The 23,076-nt window shown below is 62.6% G+C and carries 3 protein-coding genes; all 3 read right to left on the bottom strand.

Annotated elements, in window-relative coordinates:
* Positions 1–10: 10 nt before the first annotated feature.
* The 3 genes from PLU72_02360 to PLU72_02350 all read right to left on the bottom strand — a co-directional run bounded on the left by PLU72_02360 (position 11) and on the right by PLU72_02350 (position 22,898).
* Positions 11–9,913 carry a hypothetical protein gene (locus tag PLU72_02360; GenBank protein HOT27002.1) on the bottom strand — a complete coding sequence of 3,301 codons (9,903 nt, stop codon included), beginning with the start codon at positions 9,911–9,913 and terminating at the stop codon, positions 11–13.
* Positions 9,914–10,287: 374 nt separating this feature from the next.
* Positions 10,288–11,055, bottom strand: coding sequence for a hypothetical protein (locus tag PLU72_02355; GenBank protein HOT27001.1), 768 nt, complete (start codon positions 11,053–11,055; stop codon positions 10,288–10,290).
* A gap of 26 nt (positions 11,056–11,081) precedes the next feature.
* Positions 11,082–22,898: an Ig-like domain-containing protein gene (locus PLU72_02350; GenBank protein ID HOT27000.1), complete on the bottom strand. Its 11,817-nt coding sequence runs from the start codon at positions 22,896–22,898 to the stop codon at positions 11,082–11,084.
* Between the last annotated feature and the right edge of the window lie 178 nt (positions 22,899–23,076).

The raw sequence follows: 23,076 nt of genomic DNA, 5'->3' as shown, positions 1-23,076 counted from the left end.
GTTCTCCGTTCTACCTCAACACCGCGATCTTGTGGGTGACCTTGGTGGTCTTGCCCGTGTCAGGATCGCGAAGCTTGATCTTGGCGATATAAACCCCGTTTCCGACCTTCCGGCCGTCGCGGTTCCGCAGGTCCCAGGCCATGTCGACGACCCGGCGCGCGCCGTCGAGGCGCTTCACGACGCTCAACTCGCCCTCGCCCGCGACGCGGTCGCCCGAGATGTCGTAGATGACCACTTCGAGATCGTCCGTGTCGATGTCGTTGCGGTTCGTGGCGACGCGCAGAGTCGCGCGGCTGCGGGCCGGGTTCGGATACTGGACGATCTCGAACACCTGCAGCGCCGGCTGGACCTGGAACCGCACGGCGGGCAGCACGCGCTCGTTTCCGGCGATGTCCTTCGCCTTCAACACGATCGTGTGTTCGCCGTCGATCAGCCGGTCGAACGGCGTGAACGAGGCCTTCCCGGCATCCAGGGTGATCCGGCCGGATGTCTCGATCTCATCGATGAAGACCTTCACGCCGGCGTCGGTGATGCCCGAGCCCTCCTCGACGATGCTCCATTCGAACGTCGGTCGTTCGCTGCGGAGCGCCGTTCCCTGCTCGATCTTCGTCAGCATGCTTGCGCGCGGGGCCATCGTGTCGCGCAACAGGGCAAAGGTGCCGGCGCTGGAAACGGAAGCGTCGATGCGACCGTTCTTCACGACCGCCTCCACCGCCGCCCATTTCCCGTCGTCGGAGGCTTTATACAGTCCCGAACCGGCCGGAAGGACGCCGCCGGGTAATGCCATGGAAACCTTATAGGAACTGGAGAGCCGACCTGTCGGGATCGTTACCGTGTAGCCGACCTGCACCGGGCTCAGCTCTTCGGAAGCCTCCCCGCCGACCGTTGCGAATCTCAGCGATTGCTTGTCGGCCGTCGGCATGCCCGCCAGGAACGACGGACGGATGCCGCCGCGGACCGAAGCCGTCGCGGCCTGCTTCGAGAGCGGCGTCGGGATGACGGCGACGATGCTGTCTGCCTTCAGACTGCCCGGCGCGAACTCGGCTGTGAACGCCTTGTCCGGCGTGCTGACCGAGGCGAGAACGTTTGCGTTGACGTAGGCTGTGGCGAAGCTGACGGTCTCGACCGCCTTGTTGCCGGACATGTCGGTCGCCGTGACCTTGATCGAGGCCGTGCCGGCCTTGGCGAGGTGGACGCCGCCCATGTACAGTTTCGGATTGCTGCTGCTGCCCTGGAGCTTGATCGTCTGGGCCGTACCGCCGTCCTGGCTGACCGCCGCCGTCGGCGCTTCCGACAGCGTCTCGTTGCTCTGGACCACGATCGTGATGTCGAGCGGGTTCGCCGGGTTGCTGAAGACGAAGATGTTGTCGCGGATCGCCGGCGGAGTCACGTCGCGGCCCTCAAACTCGACGGACTGGGTCGTGACGACGTTTCCGATCGTGTCGCTGATGTTCCGGGCCGTCAGCGAATACAGGATTCCTTCCTTGATATGCGCGGTAGAGAGGGCTTTCAGGCGCACCGACCGGTTGTCGGCCCGCACGAAGATCCGGCTCGGGTCGAGATCGACCGTCGCCCCCGATGCCGTCAGCGTGTAGTTCGACAACGTGGTCGCCGTGGTCGCGTTCACGACCTCGTCGAACACGACGTTGAACTCCTGGGCGTTGGCCACGCCGTCGAACGTCACCTGTGACAGCTGCGGACCCCGGCCGTCGGCGGTGAACGTGAGGCTCTGCGGCGTCTCGAACTGGTATCCGTCGAGACTCGTGGCGCTTGCGACAATCATTGTATAGGTTGTGCTATGTGTGAAAACCGATCCGAAGGTGAGGGTGACCGTCTTCCCGTTGGCATTGGCCGACGTCGGATACACACCGGGATCGACTCCGGGATTCGTCGAGAGAACATACTGCCCATTATTTGCCGTTTCGGCCCGCGTCGGATCGACGTCGTGCGAGAATGTCAGCAGGAGGGTCGTCGGACTGGTCTGCTTCACGGCTGTGAACTTGAAGTCCGACGTGATGACGTCGAGAGGAACGGAATAGACCGTTCCGCCGTTCACGCCCTGGTTTTCGGCCCTGTCGATCACCGTGATCTGATACTGGCCTTCGCCGACATATTCCGAACTGGGCGGGGCCTTCTTGCCGTCCCACGTGACGCTGTAATTGGCGCCGGTCGGAGGAGGCAGCTCGAGATCGCGAATGATCGTCGAACCTTGCTTGATGCGTATATAGGCCGGACCGCTGCTGACGTCGGGAACGTCATCCGTCGTCAGGAATATGACCAGGCTGTCAACGCGGGGATTATACCTGTTTGTCACGGGCTGGCCGCCCGTCAGGGCCATGCTGATGCTGGCGATGTTCGGCCCGACGGTATCGATGAACAGGCGCGTAAATGGCGTGGCGAGAATGTTGCCGGCGGCATCTGCGAGGTGCAGCCAGTATTCGCCGTCGAGCAGGAAGGCGCTGTTGTCGGTCGTGCGTCCGCTGAACGAGAGGGTTTTTCCGCTCGGACTCAGGGGCGACATCGCATACGTCTGGGTGGCGGTGCTCTGGGCGGCATCCAGCGGAATCGTGCGCAGATAGACGGCGCCTCCGTCGACCGCACCGATGGCGTCGATTTTCACATATGAATGAATCTGCGGATTGAAGAAGGTCATCGTGTCGCCGGTGCGTGCGGGACCTCCGTGACTGATCTTCCACTGCGACATCTGGGGAGCCTTCGAGTCGTAGACGAGTGTGCCTCTGATGCTGGCTTCATTGAAGAAATTGTCGTAGACGCGCAGTTCGTAGGTATACCGACCGTCGATCGGCTGGGCATCGGTCGTCTTCTGGCGGCCGTCCCAGGTCACCACGCCGACGAGTCCGTCGCCCGTGACGGTGGGCGTGAACGACCGGCTGGCCACGGTGACGCCGTTCTGGACCAGGTGCAGCCAGTAGGGATCGCCTGCGGTTCCGGTCGAGAAGAAGACACTGATTGTCGCGAGGTTGCCGGCCTGACCGGTCAGGGTCGCAAAGGGGCTGTAATCCAAGCCGATGCCGCTCTTCCCGGTTGTTTCCTGCGATGATCTGACCTCATACTTGGCGAGGACGGGGCCTTTTGCCCTGATCGTGACGGTTCCGGTTCCCGTGCTGGTGGTTGCGTAGGCGTTGCCGGCCTCGTCGAGGGCCGATGAGACGTAGAACTGGAAGGTGCCTTCGATGCCGCTGATGGCCTGCGCGTTCACGAACCGGAACGAGCGGTTCGCGGGTCCATCGACGGCCCCGGTGCACTTCAGGGTGATCGAGGAGCCGCCGCTCTTGAGGTAGGCGCTGGGGAGATACCCGACTTCGGCGTTCATCGCCTCGTCGAATGTCAGCGTGAAGGAGGCCGCTTCGGCGGCTGTGATGCCGAGGGTGGCGTTGTTCGGATCGATCTGGGCGAGCTTCGGCGGCTGGTTGTCGACTACGAACGTCCGGCTTGCGGTTCCCGCGAAGCCGTCGGCCGAGGTCGATTTCATCGACAGATCGAAGACCTGGGTCGCGTTTTCGGTATGGGTGACACCGGTCGGTTCGAAGAGATCGCGGAAGTTCGAGACCACGACGGTGCAGGATGCGCGCTGCAGGGCGCCGTTGGCGAACGCGTTCGAGTTCTGGAACTTGGCGACCGTCCGCGAGATGGCATCCATCTGATGCGTCGTCCAGCCGATGAAGGTCGCCTGATCGATCAGGCCGTTCGACGGATCGCGCAGTTCGAGTTTCGGCGTGATGCTCTGGTCGATCGGAAGGCGCAGGTTGTTGCTGATCGTCGCGGTTTCGAACGCGACTTCATAGGTCAGGCCGCCCGCGACCGGGCCCTTCACGAGCTGGATGTTGGTATTGCTCGGATGGTTCGCCACGACCGGCGCCACCGCGACGGAGAAGATCCTGGGCGGTTGCGCCGACGTGCCGGTCGGGTCGAAGGTGATCGGCTTGGCCGTGTTGTCGGCATTTTTATAACTGGCTGATTCGTTCCCCCACAGGTCGACGAAGGAGCCCTGCTCGCAGGCGATATACAACTGCCTGTTCCCCCAGGAAAGGATGGTCTGCAGAGCGCTTTCGTTGAGAGGGATCGCTACCGTCGTCGAGGCATACTGCGGATTCAATCCGTTGAACTGGGCATAGTCGACGTAGGCGGACGTCAGCGGGAAAGAGCCGCCGGTGAGATTGGCGTTCTTCGCGAGATAGATCTTCTGGAAGCTGACGGGCGAGGTGCAGGGCAGGATGACGCGATTCGCGTCCGACGTGAAGTTGTCGGTGTAGAGGCGTGCCCGGCGCGAGGTCGCCGCGTTGAAATCGATCTTCAGCAGGGTCTGCGTCCCGCTCGAGGTGAGCGAGGCGGTGTTGATCGAGAACATCGAGTTGAGCGGCGTCATCACGGCCATGGTTGCGACGGACGGCGCGATCCCCTGAATGCGGTTTCCTTCCTGATCTCGGATCAGCGGCGGAACCGTGTTCGGAATGTTGAAGTTCGTGTTGGTGGGCAGCGGATCGTTGACGGCCAGGTTGATGAACCCCGCCGTCTTCGTATACTGGAGTGCGAGCCAGTCGATCGTTTCCGGAGCGAGTTTCAGGGTGACGACCCGGGACGTCGAGAAGTCCATGTTGATCGTTTCACTGCTTACGGACTGGCGGAACCGGTACCGGTTCGCGTAATCCTCCTGGTTGAAACCGCGGTTTCGCCAGATGGCGAGCTGTTCCAGGGTGGTCGTATCGATCGTGTTGAGGTTCATGTCCTTGTCGAAATTCAGGGCGAGGGTGGCATCCGTTTCCGAATTGATGACGCACGAACCGCCGACCAGTTTCGGCCTGGTCGTATAGGTGCTGGGAATGGTGATGCGGGTCGTGGATGCGCGCGGTAGAGGCACGATCCAGTTGCCGGCCAGGTCGCGGCCGATAAACGCGTCACGCGCGCCTTCCGGAGCTTCCCCGGAAACCGTGTCCTCGAGATGGCCCATGGCGATGTAGAGCGTCGTACTGCCCCAGTCCGCGATTTTCGCCTGCGTCGAGGAGGACACGAAAATGTCGATGATGTTCGAGTCGTTCATGGTCGAGACCAGGTCGTCCGCCGTGAGATTCAGCGCGCTCGGATTGTTGCCGACGGTGTTCGCCTGGGTCAGGTTGCCCGTTTTTCCCACGCGAATGAAGGTCGGGTTGAACGTGGTCGGATTCAGCTTGATGGTCTCGCTGAACCTCAGCGACAGCAGGAATCCGTCATACGTCGCTTCCATGAGGCGCGGCCTCGTTGTGTCGATCGCCACGTCGGCGGTCGTCTGCGCCCTGTTGCCGGCGTTGTCGCGGACGTGGATGTTGAACGTCAGCGTCGCGAGATCCATCACGGCGGTCGCGATCGAGTAGCCCGGCAGAGTAGTATAACGAATGTTATTGAATGTGCCGGCGAGGGAGGAAAGGCTGTAGGTCGATGTCCCCTGAATGGGTGACAGGTCGATCCAGGCCATGTCGCCCATGGCCGTCGGCGACATGGTGACCGATGCGATCAGACGGTCGGCCGGGATGCCGTCGCCTGAAGTTTCATACCCGTCGCCGACGTTCGCATATCTGACTTCCGGCTGGTCGGGGCTCGCGAACGGGCTGGTGTTGTTCACCGTGATGGCGGCCGATTCGATGACCGGCGGGGTGTTGTCGACGGTGAACGTCGATGGCTGGGTCCGGGCCGCGTAGTTCGCCGCATCGTCGTTGACGATGACCGTCGCGTCGATGAAACCGCCCACTTCCGGCCAGTTCTGCATCGTCGCTGTCGCGACGCTGAAGTTCGCGGACCAGATCTGGGATGTGCCGACGCGGGTCAGCGGAACGGACAGGAACGGGTTCGGGTTCCCGGTGAGGGCGATCTTCGCCGTTACGGAGGCCGGCGAATAATAGTCCGGGAAATTGTTGATCTCCGCCCAGACGCTCAGGATATCGCCGATGTTCACGAGGCCGGAGGCGACGTTGTCGCCGTTTTCGCTCACGATATCGAGACCCTGGCTCTGGATGGTCGGGATCTGGGTGTCGATGCCGAACTTCGAGAGGGGGTTACACTGCATCGTGGCCGAGGCCATGACGATCGAGTTGACGTCGGGGTGCAGAACCCGGACGGCGAAGCTGGCCGTCGGGATGTCGAAACTGCCGGCTTCGACAGTATATGATGCGCTATAGACATAGTTGCCGCCTCCGCTGATGGAAGAACGGTAGGTCAGCGGATACCAGTAGGTGTTGATGTCGCCGTCGGCGTAGGCAAGGTCAAAATCGTCATCCGTGCTGCTGACGATGGAGCGGATATCGACGAGGACCGTCGCCGGCGGCGAATTGGCCGTGTTGTAGACCGTGCCGAGAACCGCCGTGAAGGTCAGTTCATCGCCGGTCGGCGCATTGTAACCGTTCGGCGGGTTCGCGATCCTGTTTGGATACCCCGTTGGAATGCGGTCCTGGGAGAGTTCGACGCGCGTCGACGGATACGATTTGAACGTGGGCACGCGCGAAAGGAACCGCACGCTGTTGGTGTAGCCGTAGGTCATGTTGGCCGAACTGTCGTATGCCAGGATCGTCAGCGATGCCGTCGTGCCAAGGCCCGACGGAACGGTCCAGTCGTAGGAATACTCGTTCGGGCCGCCCGTCGGCGGGAAGAGGGTCGGCGATGGCGGCGTCAGGCCGTTGTCGTAATACAGGTTCGTGAAGTCGATCATCGGCAGAATGCCGTCGTGGTTGTTGACGCGAACCTTGATTCTCAGGACGTCACCTTCGTTGGCCTCGTTGAGCCTCCCGTTGTCGACGACGAAGCTGATCGGGTAGACGATCAGGGTCGGCGGCAGGTTGTCGACCATGATGGCCGGCGAACTCTGGGTCGTGATCTCGTTCCCGTTCCGGTCGGTAAGCTTGATGGAAAAATTCACCGACTGCCTGTTGGTCGTGCCGGGGATTGGCATGAACTCCTGCGTGAACGTCCAGCCCCCCGTCACGGCGGTCGGCGTCATCTGAAACTCGGTGTTCTGAATGCCGAGCGGCGTCAGGTCGACGGTCAGGGTGCCCAGATCGTTCGCGGCGCCGGTCACCCTCACGGTAAGCCGCACTGAGTCGGTCGAAACGATCGGATACGTCGTATACACGCCGTCGAGGTCGACGATCGTATTCGCATTGTTATCGAACGTCTGGGACGCGATGAACGAGGTGATCGTCAGCGGCTGGTTGTCGACGTAGATGGTCTCGGGAGCGGTCATCTGGGCGCGGTTTCCGGCGTCGTCCGTCAGCTCGACGGTGAACGTCGTCCAGGCGCCGTTTGTGGTGCCGGCCGCGACCGTGTGCGTATAGCCGAACAGGCCGTCGCCCGCGCCGCCGTCGTCGTGAACGCCGTCGTCATACAGGGTCTGTGCGGCCGCGCCGCCGAGCGACGTGAGATTCACCTTCGGCGTGCCGTTGTCGAGACGGGTCAATTCTATATTGGCAGTAATAGTTACCTTGTCGCCGATGTTGGCGCAGGTCGAACTGCCGACGAGGTCCTGGAACGTGGCGTTGGCCGAGTAGATCACCGGCATGACGCAGTCTACCGTCGCCGCCGACGAGAGAGAGCTCATCGTGTTGCCGGCCTTGTCCGTCACGAGGGCTTTGAAGACGTAGCCGGCCTGCTCGAGCGAGGTGCCGGTGGCGTTCACGGTGGTGTAATACCGCTTGAGGGCAGGGTCGTAGGTCATGATCGAGACGGAGGAGCTGCCGAGCATCGACAGATCGATGGTGCAGGTTCCGCCGTCGGGATCGTCGACCGGAACGCCGAATGCGTAGGTGTCGCCGACGTTCATCACCCCGACCTTGTTCACGTCGGTGAGCGTCGTGATCGTCATCGGCCCGACGACGGGACTGTAGTTGTCGATCGGGATACTGACGTTCCGTCCGTCGGTGTTCGCGGCGTTATCCGTTGCGGTGAAGGAGAACGAACGCGTGTTGTTCACGGTTCCGGCGGGAACGGTCATCTGGTAGGTGTATTCCCCGCCGTCGAACGTCAAAGCCTGGTTGGCGCTCCCGCCCAGAGCGGTCAGGTTCACCGTCACCGTTTCGGAATCATGGGGCGTCGTGAGCGTCGAGCCGGCAAGCGTCGCCTTGAACGTGAGAACGTCGTTCGCCCGGACGTAGGGGTGGGTGCTCGACAGGTCCGGCTGGACCGTGTAGGTGGCAAGAGTGAAGGCGGGAGGATCGTTGTCGATGGACAGGGAGGGAGAATTGATCTGCACGACATTTCCCGCGTTGTCCTTTGCCCATATGACGAACGAGCGGCTCGAGTCGATGACAGAATACCCGGAGACGGGTGCCAGAACCGTCTTTTCAAGACGATACGTCGAGCCTCCGGCACTGCTGAGCGTATCTGAAGCCAGGCCGCCGATGTTCCGGAAGTCGACCCAGACCTCCCCGCCGTCCGCGTTCGCGACGTTCACTTGGATCGCGATGGTGTCGTTCAGCTTTGCCGTCGCCAGACCGCTCGAGATCTTCGTCAACTGCGGACTGGAAAGAACCGGCGGCAGGTTGTCGACGTAGATGACCGGCATGGTGATCTGGTAGACGATATTTCCGCCGTTATCTTTTGCGGTGATCGTGAAGGCCCGCGGGGTGTAATCCTCCGAGGTCCCCTGGAAAATCTTGAAGTCGAGTCCGAACGTGGTCGTCGCCGGAGACGTCGGAATGATCTGGTTGGTGACGCCGCCGATTCCCGACACGTCGACGGTGAGCGTCACATCGGTGGGCAGGGTCTGCAGATCACCGGAAAAGCGGATCATGTCGTCGATGACGGCGACGTTCGAGGGCTTGACGTCCCCATTCTTGTCGATGATGGACACCATCGCGCTCTGGAACCCCGGGGCGATCGTGTCGTAGGCGAGGGCATTCGACCAGCCCTCGACCTCGTTGTCCGCGTCGTCTTTCGCGTAGACCTGGAACTGGAGCCAGTTCGTGTCTTCGAGGTTCGTGCCGGCCGTGACGGTGAACTGGTATTCGAAGGTCGCCGACGAGCCGACGGAACCGCTCTTCTTGGTGAGAACCGGCTTCGAGGTGCCGAACAGGATGCTCTGGGAAGCGGTGACCTTGTCGTTATCGTAGTTCGAGATGACGACCGTCAGCTTGACCTGGTCGCCGATCTTCACGACGGGATTTCCGGAAACGTTCACCGCCGTGACCGATTCGATCTCGGGTTCGCGGGTGTCGTAACTGATCGCCGCGGCGTAGGTCGACCTGTTGCCGGCGTCGTCGACCGCCAGGACGGAAAGGGTGTCGGCGATCCGTTCGCGGCCCGAAGGAAGCACTTGGTTGAACGTATAGACGCCGACCCCAGTCGGCCCGGAGAGAGGAACGTTGGTGCCGAGGCCGATCGTCGTTAGGTCGGCATACACGCGCATGCGGTTGCCGCCGGCGATACCGTCCTGATCGTCGAATTGAAGGGTGAAATACAGGGTGTCCCCCTTCTTGTAGATGCCGCCGGGGCCATGGGCATACGAGCTGGGAATCGTGATTCCGAGGGGGCAGTTCGGGGGCTGGACATCGACGGCGATGCCGTTACTCGAATCGAGAAAGCCGGTGTCATCGAAAAAACGGGGTCTGAACGAGGCCGTGTCGAGACTGCCTTTGGCGAGGGGGCCGTAGATGGAGCTGTAAAACGTCGACACGACATTCGCGAGGGTGAAATGAGAGTTCCCGAGGGTGCCTGCGTCGACATAGGGGGTGTCGCCCGCGGTCACGTTGGAACTGCGGCAGGACATGGTGATCGTGTCGCCGACGCCCGCGATCCCGTCGCCGTTGACATCCGACGTGAGGGTAAGGGTCGGGTTCGTCGGCGTGCCGAAGACCGTGCCGGCCACGGCCAGCAGGGCCAGCAGCGCCGGCACCCACCTGTTGGATGTTTTGCCCCGTCTGTGAATTCTCATATTCCAGCCCCTCCACGGTAAGAAACCGCGAAAATAGAATGATCCGGGTCAAATCATCGGCATCTTCAAGGGAAACGTAGAGTGGCCGGAGAGAAAAAAGAGAAAACACACCAGCTTCATCAAAGAGAACACAGACCTCACAGAGTTTTCACAGAGAAAACATTTTTAGAAAAAGCTATCTCTGTGAAGTCCTCGTGCCTTCGTGTTTTTTGTGCTGTTGAGTCTTGGGGAACGAAGCCAACCGTTCGCCCTGAGCTTGTCGAAGGGCGAGTGCATTCGTGCTTCGACAAGCTCAGCACGAACGGTATCGAGTATGCGGGTGAAAGTCGTTTTCCTTATAAGACGAGGAGTAAGGCTGTCGTGTCTTCCCTGTATTACTGGTTGACGCCGGGGATGCCGAGGGAGACGAGCAGGGCATGAATCTGGCCGACCGGCGAGCCGGCGGGCGTCGACGACGTCCAGACCGCGTTGATCTGGGCCGCGGCTGACGCGTTGTTCCCCGTCATGGCGAGCGCGTAGGCGTACATCGCGTGGATCTCGCCGTTGGTGATGCCGAGAGACGAGTGCTGAAGCGTGATCACGGTCGTCGGCACATCGGCGCCGGCCCGCGAGAAATAGGTCAGCGACTGCGTGTAACCGGCGCCGGTCGACAGCTGGACATAGGCGAAGGCCAAGCCGACCAGCGCCTCGGGCAGATTTCCCGCCTGCTGGAACTCGCTGATGCCCGAACTCATGCCGTAGTTCTTGGCCCGGGCCCATCCGAGTCCGTTATAGGCCTCGGCAACCTGGGCGGCGGTCGATGATGCGGAGTTGATGACGGCCTGGAACTTGTCCGCGGCGCTCGTGAAGTTCGTATATCCCATGTCCACCCATCCGTCGGAAAGATTCTCTTCAGGGGTGGGAGGCACGACGGGCGTCGTGCCGGTTGCCGTTCCCGTGCCTGTGCCCGTTCCGGTGCCGATGCCGGGACCGAGCGGATTCTCGCCGGGAAGCACCTGCCGGCCTCCGCCTCCGCCTCCGCCGCAGCCGGCCGAGATGAGGAGGCTGGTGGCGATGATCGTGAGGACGAACAGCTGGATATTGAACCGGCGGGCAGTGATGTCTTCCCGCCCAAATTTGCCTGAACCTGCGTTTCTGCTCATGTGTGATCTCCTGGATGGGCGGGCCGTCAGCGCAAGACCGCGATCTTGTGGATCTTCCTCACCTTGCGGTCCGGGTTGTCCGGATCGCGGACCGTGACGCGGGCCAGATACACGCCGTTCGCAACGGTTTCGTCGTCGTCGTTCCTGAGGTCCCAGACCAGGTCGTAGAGGAACCGCGCCGACGCTCCGGCCGCTTCACGGACCGGGCTGACGCCAGACAGTGTGCGCACCCGATGGCCGGCCGTGTCGTAGATGTCGATGTCGACCAGGTCGGGGTCGACGTCTCGCCTGTTGGCGCTGATCCTGATCGTCGACCGGATTCTCGCCGGGTTCGGGTAGATCGATATCTCACTGATGGACAGCGGAACCAGGACGTCGAATTTGACGGCCTGCGTGACGGTTTTGTTGCCGGCCGCGTCTTCCGCCTCGAAGACGAGTTCGTGGCTGCCGCCCGTTAGTTCCTCGAGCGGAATGAAGACGAACGTTCCGTCTTCGAGGAGCGTTACGGGCTGGGGGGACTCGCCGTCGATCCGCGCGACCAGGGAATCAAGGTTCAGGCCTGAACCGTATTCCTCGACCCTGCCTTCGAAGCGCGGTCTCGCCGCCGTCAGGGGTTTATCGGCAAAGAGTTTCGTCGTGATCGAGAGGCGCGGAGCCAAGGTGTCGCGCAGGAGGGCAAACGTGCCGGGGACGTTCCCGTCCGATCCGATCGTGCCGCTCGATTCGCGCCTTCCGACGGCCTGCCATGACTGGTCATCAGCCTGGCGGAAGAGCGCGATGCCGGGTTTGGCGATTCCCGGGGGCAGTGCAGCCGTCACGCTGAAACCGCTTCCGACCGAGGCTCGGGACATGCTGATCTCGTACGCGAGACCGATCGGAACGAGTTCCGATGCCTGGCTTGCCAGTTTCTCCGGCGATGCCGTCGCGGATCGCCGCAGGGATGCCGACAATTTCGGCTTGATGCCTGCCGTGATTGATGTATGTGATGCGATATATTCAAGCTCGTGCGGGAGGATCTTCACGAAGGTCTGGCTCTTGAGGCTCGTTCTGCCGAAAACGGCCGTCATCAGCCCGTCGGCCGACGAGAGACTTGCCGCGACGTTCGCGTTGACGGTGGCGATCGAGAACGTCAGGCTCTTCGTGCTGGAATTGCCGGCCGCATCTGTCGCGGTGACGGACAGAACAACGTAGCCGACGTTCGAGTTCAGATGGTATCCGGCCGTCCAGGTGAGAGGCTGTGCCTGGGTGAGGGCCACCGACACCGCGGTTCCCGTGCTCGGCGTGACCGTGAGGGCCGGAGAGCCGCCGTTGAGGAGCGTCTCGTTCGTCTTGACCGCGATGATGATGTCGCGTTCGTTGCCGGGATTCGAGAACGCTGCGAGCGTGATGACCGGCGGCGTCACGTCGGCCCCGCGGAAGGTGAACGAGGCGAGGTCGCCCGTGCTTCGATTCTGGAAGCGGTCTTCGACGCCGTTGACGGTGAGGGTGTAGGAGGTGCCTTCTGCGAGCGTCTCTGAGGCGGACGCTGTTACCGATAACCCGTCGGCCTGGAGTTGGAGGTGCGACAGGGTGAGCGTTCGCCCCGACGTCGTCAGCGCGTAGTTCGAGGCAGTCTCGGCCGTCGCTTTGGCCAATTGCTCGTCGAAGACGGCCTTGAACCAGTTCGGACCGGCAAGGCCGGTGAGTTTGATGTCCGAGAGGACCGGGCCCCGCGCATCAACGGCGGTGACCGTTGCGACGTTGCCTGGAGCCGCGATGGGAACGAGTTCGTCGCTGGTGATCGATCCCACGTTGACAGTGATAGGAACGTCCGCGCCGTGCGGCATGCCCGAGTCGAACGTGAGCCGCAGGAGCGTCGCGGTTCTGACCGAGAACGTCGCGACCGAGAGACCGTGCGGGACCGAGAAGTCGGCGTTCTGGATGCCGGCCTGGTCGAACGGCAGGCTGAACAACAGGTCGACGGTGCCGCTCGTGATTTCGGTCGCGCTGATGACGCGGAATCCGGCCGTCGTGACGTAAACCGTGACCGACTGTGCCGCGCGGTTGCCGGCATAATCTGTAGCAACAAGAATATAATTGTCGTCGGTGACCGGCTTGCCCGAACTGTTCATGCCGTCCCACGTCGCCTCGAAAATGGTTCCCGAGGCGATCAGGGGGAGCCGCCTGATCAGCCGGCTCCAGCGGTCGAGGACGTCGACCTGCCAGATGCCCGTCTCGGTCAGGGTTTCCGTCGTGGCGGTGACCTCGATCGTCAGACTCCCGATGGCGGGGGCGAAGCGGGTGACGGGGTTCCCGTTCAGTTTCAGGGCATACGTGGCAACGTCCGGCGCGGTCGAGTCGATGACGACGCGGCACGACCAGGTGGCGAGGCCGGCCGTCGGCGTTCCGACGTTGCCGGCGGCGTCGACGATATCGACGAGATAGACGCCGTCGGTCGCCTTCTGCATCGTGTTGCGACTCTCATACAGATTCCAGGAACTGCTCCACATGGTCGTTCCGGAGGTTGCAACCATTGAATATGTATCTGAAGATATATCCGTCCAGACCCGCAGTCTCGGAGCCTGCGCCTCGGCGGCCTGGAATCGGAAGGTCAGCGGGGCGTTCGTATACGTGGTGCCCGTGGCGGTCCTTCCGCCGAACACCGACGGCGCGCTCAGGATGACCGGAGCCGTCGCGTCCATCGTCCAGGTGGTCGTTTCCAGCGACGGGTTGCCGAACTGATCGAACAACCGCAGGGTGTAGGGATTACCGTTCGCCGGCACGGGACCGGTAGCGACATCCCAGGTGAAGGTGCCAATCGTGTTCGTGCCGTCCCACGCAAGCGTGACGGACGCGACGGTGACGTTGTTCTGGATGAAGTGCAGGAACGTTCCGCTTCCGGACGCCGTGGAGAGTGTGACGGTCAGCGTTGCCGCGTTCGGTGCGACGAGATGGCTGAACGGCTGGCCTGTGAAGGTTTCCGTTCCCGTCGTGAACTGCTGCGAGCGCGTGACAAACGAAAGAACGGTTGGGCCGCGCGCCTGAATCTCGAGCTGGAATGCGCCGTTCGACGTGATGGACGTGTTTCCCGCGTAATCGCGGGCGCCGCTGATGTTGTAGGAGTAAAGGCCCTGCGGGAAGGTCGCGACGATGGCCGATGCGTTGACGAAACGGCAGGTGGTCGAGCTGATCCAGCAGTCGGAGCTGGTCGGAGAAGCGACGAGAGAGGTCGAGAACGCACCGTTGGAGAGTGAGACGACTGGGATCGTCGCCGAACTCATCGGCTCGGAGAACGTCACATCGAAAATGCCGGCGCCCGCGGCGAGGGTGTGAATCGGCGAGCCGCTCGTGACGGTCGAAGGCGTGATGCCGATCACGACGGGTTGCGAGACGTCGACCTGGACGAACTTCAGATACTCCGGCCCGGAAGCGAAGTTCCCTGCCAGATCGGCGGCCGTGAACGCGTAGAGTCCTTCGGCGAGCCCGCTGCCCGTCGCGACGGTGTGCGTGGTCGAGGTCGGCGCACTCTGCGTCAAGGGAACGATCCAGGTCGCGGGCGTGTCCACGTCGACGATGATCAGCCGCTGCGGATCCGTGGCATTGGTGGAAAGCGTGATCGTCGTGTTGCCCGAGACGGCGGGCGAGTAATACTTGATGCCGCCGCTCGCGATGCCGGTGTCGCCGAACACGAACCCGGTGATCGAGGCTGGCCTGCTGTCGTAGGTGAGCGAGGCGATGATGCCCGCCGCCGCGTTGAGTTCGCCTGTCAGATTGTTCAGGTTGTCGACGATTCTGAACCTGTAGGTGTTCGGGCCGACGGCTTCGGCGAGGCCGGGCGCCGAGGTCCAGGAAGCGGCGTCGAGGGTCAGGGGAATGTCCGTCACCGCGGCCGCCGGCAGGGAATATGTAGCGACCTGAATATTCGAGCTGTTATACATCTGGAGCGTGTGCGGCGTGTTGAATGGGCCGACGGCGTAGGCGATCGTCAGGCTGGCTGCGCCGTTGTTGGCCGGGGAACTGAAGGGCTGGTTCGCGAGCCAGGTCGCACCCGTCAGGAGCGGCTGCTGCGTCCAGACGTTCAGGGTGGCCGAGGGGGCCTGCGAGTAGAGGCTGACCTGAAGCGATCCGGAAGCAGGGACCGCGTTTTGGTTCCCCGCGTAATCGCGCGCGCCGGAGACGACGTAGTCCCACGCGCCCTGGGGCGTGATTCCCGCGGTGATGGCGGTCGTGTTCGTGAACCGGCAGGTCGTCGAGCTGATCCAGCAGTCGGCCGAGAGCGGCGTGGGGGCGAGTGTGATGCGGGTGGTGCCGCCCACCGTCGTCGTGGCGATCGAAACGGCCGGAATATATGATAGATCCGGGTTCATCGGCTCGGAGAAAGTGATCGTGAATGTCGCTCCTCCCGCGGCCACCGCGCCCATCGAAATCGGCGTCGCGCTCGCGACGGTCGGGGCGGTCGAATCGGCGATGACGCGTACGGTCGATGCCGTGCCGCCGGCGAAGTTGCCGGCCAGATCGGCGAACGAGAAGGTGTATTGCCCGGTCACGAGAGAGGCGCCGGTCGTGACGGAATGATTGGTCGTCGAAGGCGAATTCGCCGTCATCAGGACGCTCGACGTCGCGAGCGACGCCTCGTTCAAGATGACGAGTTGCTGCGTGTCGGTCGCGCCCGTGGTGGCCATCGTCAAGGTGAAATTGCCCATAATGGGCGAGTAATACTGGAATCCGCCCGAGGCGATCCCCGTGATGCCCGAAAACGCGACGGCCGTCGACGTTGCCGCGAGCGAATCATACAGGAAGACGGTCGGATTGATGTCCGACATGTTGCCGAGGCCGTCCACGAGCCTGAATCGGTAGGTGGCCGACGCAACCGGATCGACGGGGGACGAGCCGACGCCCCAGTCGGAAACGTCGACGGTGACGGAGGCATACTGCTGGCCGGTCGGAATGGCGTAACTGGCGACCTGTGCGCCGACACTGTTGAAGATGACCAGCGAGTGCTGGGGATTGGGCGGGGTGGCGCTGCCGTAGGCGATGCTGATCGTCGCGATGCCTGGATCGGCCGTGGCGCTGAGCGGGTGGTCCTTCAGCATGACGGTCGTGGAAATTCTATTGTGCTGCGTATAGACGGCGATGCCGGCCGCAGGCCCCTGGCCCTGGATGTCGAGAACGGCTCCGGGGGTGAAGTTCGTCACGTTCCCGGCCAGGTCGCGGCCGTTGGAGACCGTGTAGGCGTAATTGCCGGGGCGATACGCGCTGTCGATGTTCGCGACGTTGGTGAACCGGGCGGTCGTGCTCGATATCCAACCCGTGAAGGCCAGGAAAACCGTGTTGCTCGAACAGGCCGGTGGCGCCGAGATCGGGGTCGTCGTCGCGAGGCGCGCCGTCGGGACATACAGCGGATCGCCGTTCATCGGCTCGCTGAAGACCACGTCGAAGATGCCCGTGCCGGCCGGCGTGGTGCCGATCTGCGAACCGCTCGGGGCGATCGCCGTGACGGTGGGCGCGGTCCGGTCGATGCGCAGGGCGATGGCCGCGAGGCCGGTGTGGGCATTGCCCCCCAAGTCGCTGAGGCCGAGGAGGTAATCGCCTTCCGGGAACGAACTTGCGATCTGATTGGTGTAATTCCCCGGCGTCTGCTGGTTCAGCGACAACGTCGATGTAGCGCCGCCAGAAGGCTTCACGGTGAGAACCTGCGTGTCCGTGGCATTTGTCGCATGAGCCGAAACGGTCATCAGGGTGGAGGTCGCGGCATAATAGACGTTTCCGACGTAGCTGCCGACGCCGGTGAGGGCGAACGCGTCGAGATTGGCGCCGAGGAAATCGTAGACGAAGGTGGCGACGTCGCTCGTGTTTCCCTGCGTGTCGTAAATCTGTGCAAGATACGAGGCCGGGCCTGTGGCGCCGGGCGTTCCGAAGAGGGCGGCGTCGATCGTCGCGGTGCCGTTCATGCGGCCCGCGTCGAGCGCGATGGTTGTCGTCCAGGAGGAGGCGCCGGAGACGAGCCGGAGGGTGTGGGCTGGATTCATCGCCGTTGCCGCATACGCGATGCTGACGGTGGCGATGCCGTTTGCCGGGCTGTACGGCAGGTTCTGGGGCAGGTCGGTCACGGCCGTCGGGGAAAGCAGCGTTCTCGTCTCGGTGAGTCTGATCGAACTGATCGACGGCGCCTGGGTGCGGACTTCGGCCGCCTGGGTCGTGGCGGAGAAGGCGTTTGCGGCGAGGTCGGCGCCGGCCGCCGTGAGGGAGTAGTTCCAGATGCCCTGGGCGAGCGACTCGGTGAACGCCGTGTCGTTCGAGTAGGTCGCGATGGTTCCGTCGGCGCTCCAGCCGCGATGGGTGAACGTCAGCGTCGTCGTGCCCGTCGAGAGCCTGAGCTGCGGCGTGCCGGCCGAGGTGTTCATCGGCTCGCTGAACGTGACGGTGAACACGCCGGCGCCGACACCCAGTCGGGAGATCGTCGTCGGGGTGATCGATGTGAGGGTGGGCGCCAGAGTGTCGAACACGAGCTGGCTGGTTCCGCTCGAGAAACCCCGTGCATCCGTCGTGCTCCGCAGGTTCAGATCGTAGACGGTCGTCGTGGCCGCCGGAACGGCCTGCGAATACAGGCTGTTTCCGAATATATCGCTGACGCCCCAGATCTCGAGCCTGCCGTCGATCTTCTGAACGTTGGCGGGAAGGGCGACGTCGTTCGAGAACCGAGCGGTGTAGCGGGTTTTTCCCGCCACGGTGCGGGTCGTCCAGTTGACGAACGTTCCGGTGGCGAGCGTTTCGCCTGTCGTGCTCGCGATGCGGGCCGTCGGGGCCGCGGAGGAGAGCGGAACGGGAGTGTTGCCGATGAAGTTCGGCTCGAAGTCGAACTCGAAGAACAGCGTGCCGGCGACCGCATTTTTCGTGGGCGGCGGGTCGGAGATCGCGGCTGCGACGAAACGAGCCGTGCCGGTCGAGGTCGGCGGGGTCAGGGTCATCGCTCCCGGGTTGCCCGAGGGCAGATACAGCTGGCTGGGCTGATCCCACCAGTTGCCGAACGCGCCTTCGTCGACCCGCATCCGCCAGATGGGCGAGGCGTTGTTCCGGAACATCGCGATGACGTTCGCGATATCGGCATCGGTCAGGACCAGGTGAACCGTCGTCGTGGCCACCTGCGGGTTTTTCGCGAGATCGAGCGACTGGAGCGTCAGCCGGGTGAACGTCGCCGGATCTGCGCCGATGTCGTGCAGGATGAGCTTCGAATGGAACCGGGTGGTGCGCTTCGCGGTGGTCGGAACCGGCATTCCCATCGTCGGGGTCGTGCCGTCGATATCGTTGAAATCGTTCGAATACAGAAGCGCCTGCTCTGAAAGATTGATGTCGAGCGTGCCGCTGCCGACGACAAGGGTGATGTTGCCGGGCGGATCCTTCACGGCGAAGCCCGAGGCGGGCGGCCGGGCGATCGCCGACGAGGCGAACGGGGCCGAGGTCGTGTAGGTCGTCGCGGCCTTCGCGAGCTGGTCCCGGACGAACACTCTGCTGGAGGTGCGGTTGGCGAAACGCAGGACGGAGGTGCCCGAACCCAGTTTGCGGGCGAACCAGTCGCGGGCATGGTCGCAGAGTTCGATATGGAGCTGGTTTGCAGCCGGCCAGGAGACCGTGTCGGATGCCTGGAAAACATATCCGATGGTATAGTCGATGTTCGCGAATTCGTAGCCGATCGGCGAGACGAGCAGAACGGCGTTCGACGCGACGAGCGTTTCACTCGCCATCGCCCGGTCGAACACGAGATCGAGGCTGATCGACGCCGGCCAGTTCGAGGTGTCGACGATGAAGTTCGTCAGCTTTGCAGGCTCGCGCCAGGTGGAGTCGGTGATCGTGACGGGATAGCGGGAATACCCCGGCAGCCAGTTGCCGGCGGTATCCGTCAGGGGCGCCGTCGCGACCGACGTCACCTCGAGATAGAGAGGCGTCGAGGCCCAGGAGGAAAGCGTCTTTCGGACATCGAGGCCGAGCTGGATGTCGAAGTCGTTCCATCCCAGGGTCGAGAAGGTTCCGACCGAGAGCGACATGGAGGCGAGCAGCCCGGCGGAAGAACTGCCGATCAGCCTCCATTCGGCCCCCTGCGAGGCGACGCTCGAGTTCTCGTATTCCTCGGAAATCCGGATGTTGAAGGTCGTTCCGTCGAACGTCGCACCGGTCAGGGTCGGCCGGATGGTGTCGACGAAGAATTGCGTGCCGGTGCTTACGGGGTTTCCCGCCTGATCGCGCAGGGTGATCGTGAAGGTGGCCGAGCGCCAGTCGGTCAGCGGATACTTCGACAGATCGACGCTGCTCGTGCCACCGGAATTGCCCGCGACGACGAGCGCCAGGGCGGAAGGCGCGCCGGGCACCTGCGAAAGATCGAGAACGCCGGTGGTGACCGCTTCCCCGAACTTCAATGAAGCGGTCGCGGTCAGCTTGTCCGTCGTTCCGGAACCGATGTTCAGCACGGGGATGCCGCCGAGACTCGTCAGGTTCTGGTTCGGCGAAAGGGAGAACGTCACCGTGTCGATTTCCGGCAGTTTATTCTTGACCGTGAAATCCGACTGCGCCGAAACGGTCCACGAGCTGTTGCCGACGTTGTCCGTCGCGGTCGCCTGGAACGTGAGCGGCGTGTAGCTGAGATTCCAGATCCCGCTCCCGGCGGGAATCGTGAAGTTCACCTCGTGCCGGTTCCGCGCCGGCACGTAGGTCATCGTTCCTGTAGCAAGAGATATACTTCCTGAGGAGATCGAGGCGGACGCGACCGCGTCGATGTAGCTCGTGATGCTGGCATACACCGTCACGATATCGCCGGTGTTTGCGATACCGGCGATGGGATTGTCCCCGTTGTCCTGCGAAATGTAGATGCCGCAACTGGCGAAGCCGGGAGCGAGACAGTCGACTTCGGTGACGGCCGTCGAGGTGACGGTCACCGGGTTGCCTTTCGCATCCGTGACGAGGGCCGTAAACACGTAATTGGCATACTCGGCGTTCGCCGCAAGGCTTGACAGTGCAAGGGAAAAACTGCCGTTGCCGTACAGCATCTGCTCGGAACTTCCCCGGCCGATCGCCGTCAGGTCGACCGTTGCCGTGCCGGCGTTCGCCGGGTCGGAAATCGCGATCGTGAACGATGCGGCATCGCCGAGCCGGATTCTGCCGTCCGCGGGAACGTCGACCCAGCTCACCTGGAGGGGACCGGCCAGCGGCGGCTTGTTATCGATCGTGAGCATGTTCGTGAAACTCGAGACGAGGTTGCCGCGGGAATCGTAGATCGAGATCGGCCAGGAGGCCGACGTCGATTCCCAGGCACCGGCGGGAACCGTTACCGTCCATGTGTAATCGCCGCCGCCGGCCGACGTCATCTGCTGGGCGGCATTGCCGCCGAGCGTGGCGAGGTTGACCGTGGGCGCGTTTCCGTCGGCCAGACTGACGTTCGCCCGAAACAGGATCTGACGCCCGATCGTGGCGATGCCGCCGCCGACGACCTCGGCGCTGAGAGAATTAATAACGGGTGGAATACAGTCTACGATATACGAGAGAGCCGTCGTCGTCGCGATCGTGTTGCCGGCCTTGTCGGTCATCGTGGCGATAAACGTGTAGGCGGGATCCTCGATCGCCACCCCGAGCGAGGCCGCGTTCATAAAATAGCCATAGGAGGCGACCGGAAGGGCCGCCCAGGTCATCAGTTCCGTCGATGTGCTTCCGACGAGCGAAAGATCGATCCGGCACTCGCCCGGGGCGTCGCGTCCCGTCGAACTCACCGGCCAGCCGAAGGAAAGTCGCCTGTTCAGGTTGATGACGTTCAGCCCGAGCGAATCGAGAGTCGGGTCGATTCTCGTCACGGAGAGGTTCAGTCTGCCGCTGGGCTGCGGCAACAGCTGGTCAAACATCGGAAGTGAGTAGGATGCGTTTGCCGGAACGGTAGGTCCACTCAGATAGGCGACGTTTCCTGCGTCGTCGGTAATGCTGATTGGAAGAGTTGCTCCAAGATTCTGGGGGCCTTCCGGAACGGTGAAGATGAGACGATACTGGTTGGCAGCGAAAAGGCTCATCTGCGCGGAGGACGACCCTATGCTCGTCAGATCGACTTTCACCGTAAGCGGGTCAACGGCGGGCCCCGTGATGACGTCCAGCGTCAGCTGGTCGCCGACCCGGATATACGGATGCGAGACGTCGAGAGGCGGAGTGACGCTCCATGCCGAACTGACGAATACGGGTGGATCGTTGTCGACCGTCAGGAGAGCGGACTCCATCGAGGCGACGTTCGTCACGTCGTCGGTGACGAGGATCTTGACGGCGAAAGCCGCCGTGTCGAGCATGCCCGTGCTCGTCGCGACCGTGAAGACGGTTCGCCACGTGTTGCCTGAAATGTTCGAAAAGGTTCTCCGGGCGGCCGTTCCGTCGAGAACGCGGAGATCGGCCGACACCGACCCCGTCTCGACCCCGGTCACGGTGGCATCGATCGTGATCTGATCGCCGAGATGAATGACGGCCCCTCCGCCGCTGCTCGTCACCGAGATGGCGGATATGACCGGCGGGTTGTTGTCGATCCGTATCGACGGAGTCGTCGAACGATAGACCGTGTTCCCGCCCGAATCACGCGCCGTCACCTGGAACGTATAGAGAGAGACGTTTTCGATCGCGCCGACGGGAATCGTATATGTTGCCATATATAGCATCGGCGAGTTCGCGACGAAGGGCGACGAGACTCTCGTCATCACGGTGTTCGCGTCTCCGCCGATGGCCGAGAGATCGACCGTGACGCTGGCCTCGAGCGTCGAGGAGATGTTCGAGCCGAAGGACAGGTGCATGCCGATGCTCGCCAGTTGCGTGTTCGGCGAGGGAGTCATGTCCTGGTTGAGCACCTGGACGACCGCCGTCGTCTGGACCGGCGGATCGAGGCTGATGGCCGCGAGATACACGGTGGTCGACGACGTGTTGCCGGCGTTGTCGGTGACGTTGATGGTGAACGGATAATTGGTTCCTTCGACCCCGTCTTTCTGGGGAAGGGTGAACGTGCCTTCGAATGTCGTCCCTCCGGGCGGGGATGTTTGCGTCAGAGAAAGGGTCGTGCTGAATGTCGAAAGATCCGCCGTGACGAGGTCTCCGTCGTATTCCTGGAGATTCACGGTAAACTTGATGACGTGGCCGGGAAGTGCCGGAAGCGTCGCGCCAGCCTGGTTGACGACGCTCGCCGAGACGATGCTCGGCGCTTTCGTGTCGATATTCATCGAAAAATCGTTGTAGGAATTGGAGTTTCTGGCCACGTCGTAGACGGTGATCGGAAATGCGTAGTTTCCGTCGAGATTTCCCGGTAACGGGACAGCGGCCGTCAGGGGAACTCCGCTCATCGGCTCTGCTGCTGCAAGACCGATGCTGGAAAGATTCAATTCACCGGCGGAGCCTGCCACGTTGTCGGGGGCGAGCAGGATCTGAGTGAAGGTGACCGTGTTCCCTTTTTTTCCCGGATTGGGTGTTGCCGACATTTTCGAACTGCGAACCGGCGGCTTGGTATCGAATGTTCCGGCAACGCTCGAGGAAAGAGAACCGTCGGCGTTGGTGATCGTGACCGGGAGATTGGCCGCCCCGGAAAAACTTCCCGCGACGACCGTCCAGGCGCAAGTCCCGTAATACCGCCCCTGGACGGAGTCGAGCGTCGTAATGGCAAGGGGGGATGCCGGGCCGCCCACGGAGACGAAGCTGATGCTGGCGCCGGAATACGAAGGGGAGGCGATGAACTCGATGCGTGCTTCGACCGTGTCGCCGATGGCGGCAATGCCGTCGCCGTTGAGATCCGTCGTCAGAATCAGACTGGCCGCCACCTGCGTCGGGATTGCAGCATGAGCGGTGTGGATGGGAAATATGAACATGCAGAGGAACGCCAGAATGAAAGCAAAAAGGCTCCCAATGCGGATATGTTTGCTCCTGGACATCTTCTTGTCTCCCAATGACGGCTTTGGGCAGAATACGGTCTGATCTCATCTATCGGCGTAACGGGGTTGAGCGGTTAGTGAAAAAAACATTGCGGGGTGATACAATCCGAGGCGA

Source organism: Candidatus Ozemobacteraceae bacterium (assembly GCA_035373905.1).
GTDB lineage: Bacteria > Muiribacteriota > Ozemobacteria > Ozemobacterales > Ozemobacteraceae > MWAR01.
This window is presented reverse-complemented; position numbering and strand designations above follow the sequence as displayed.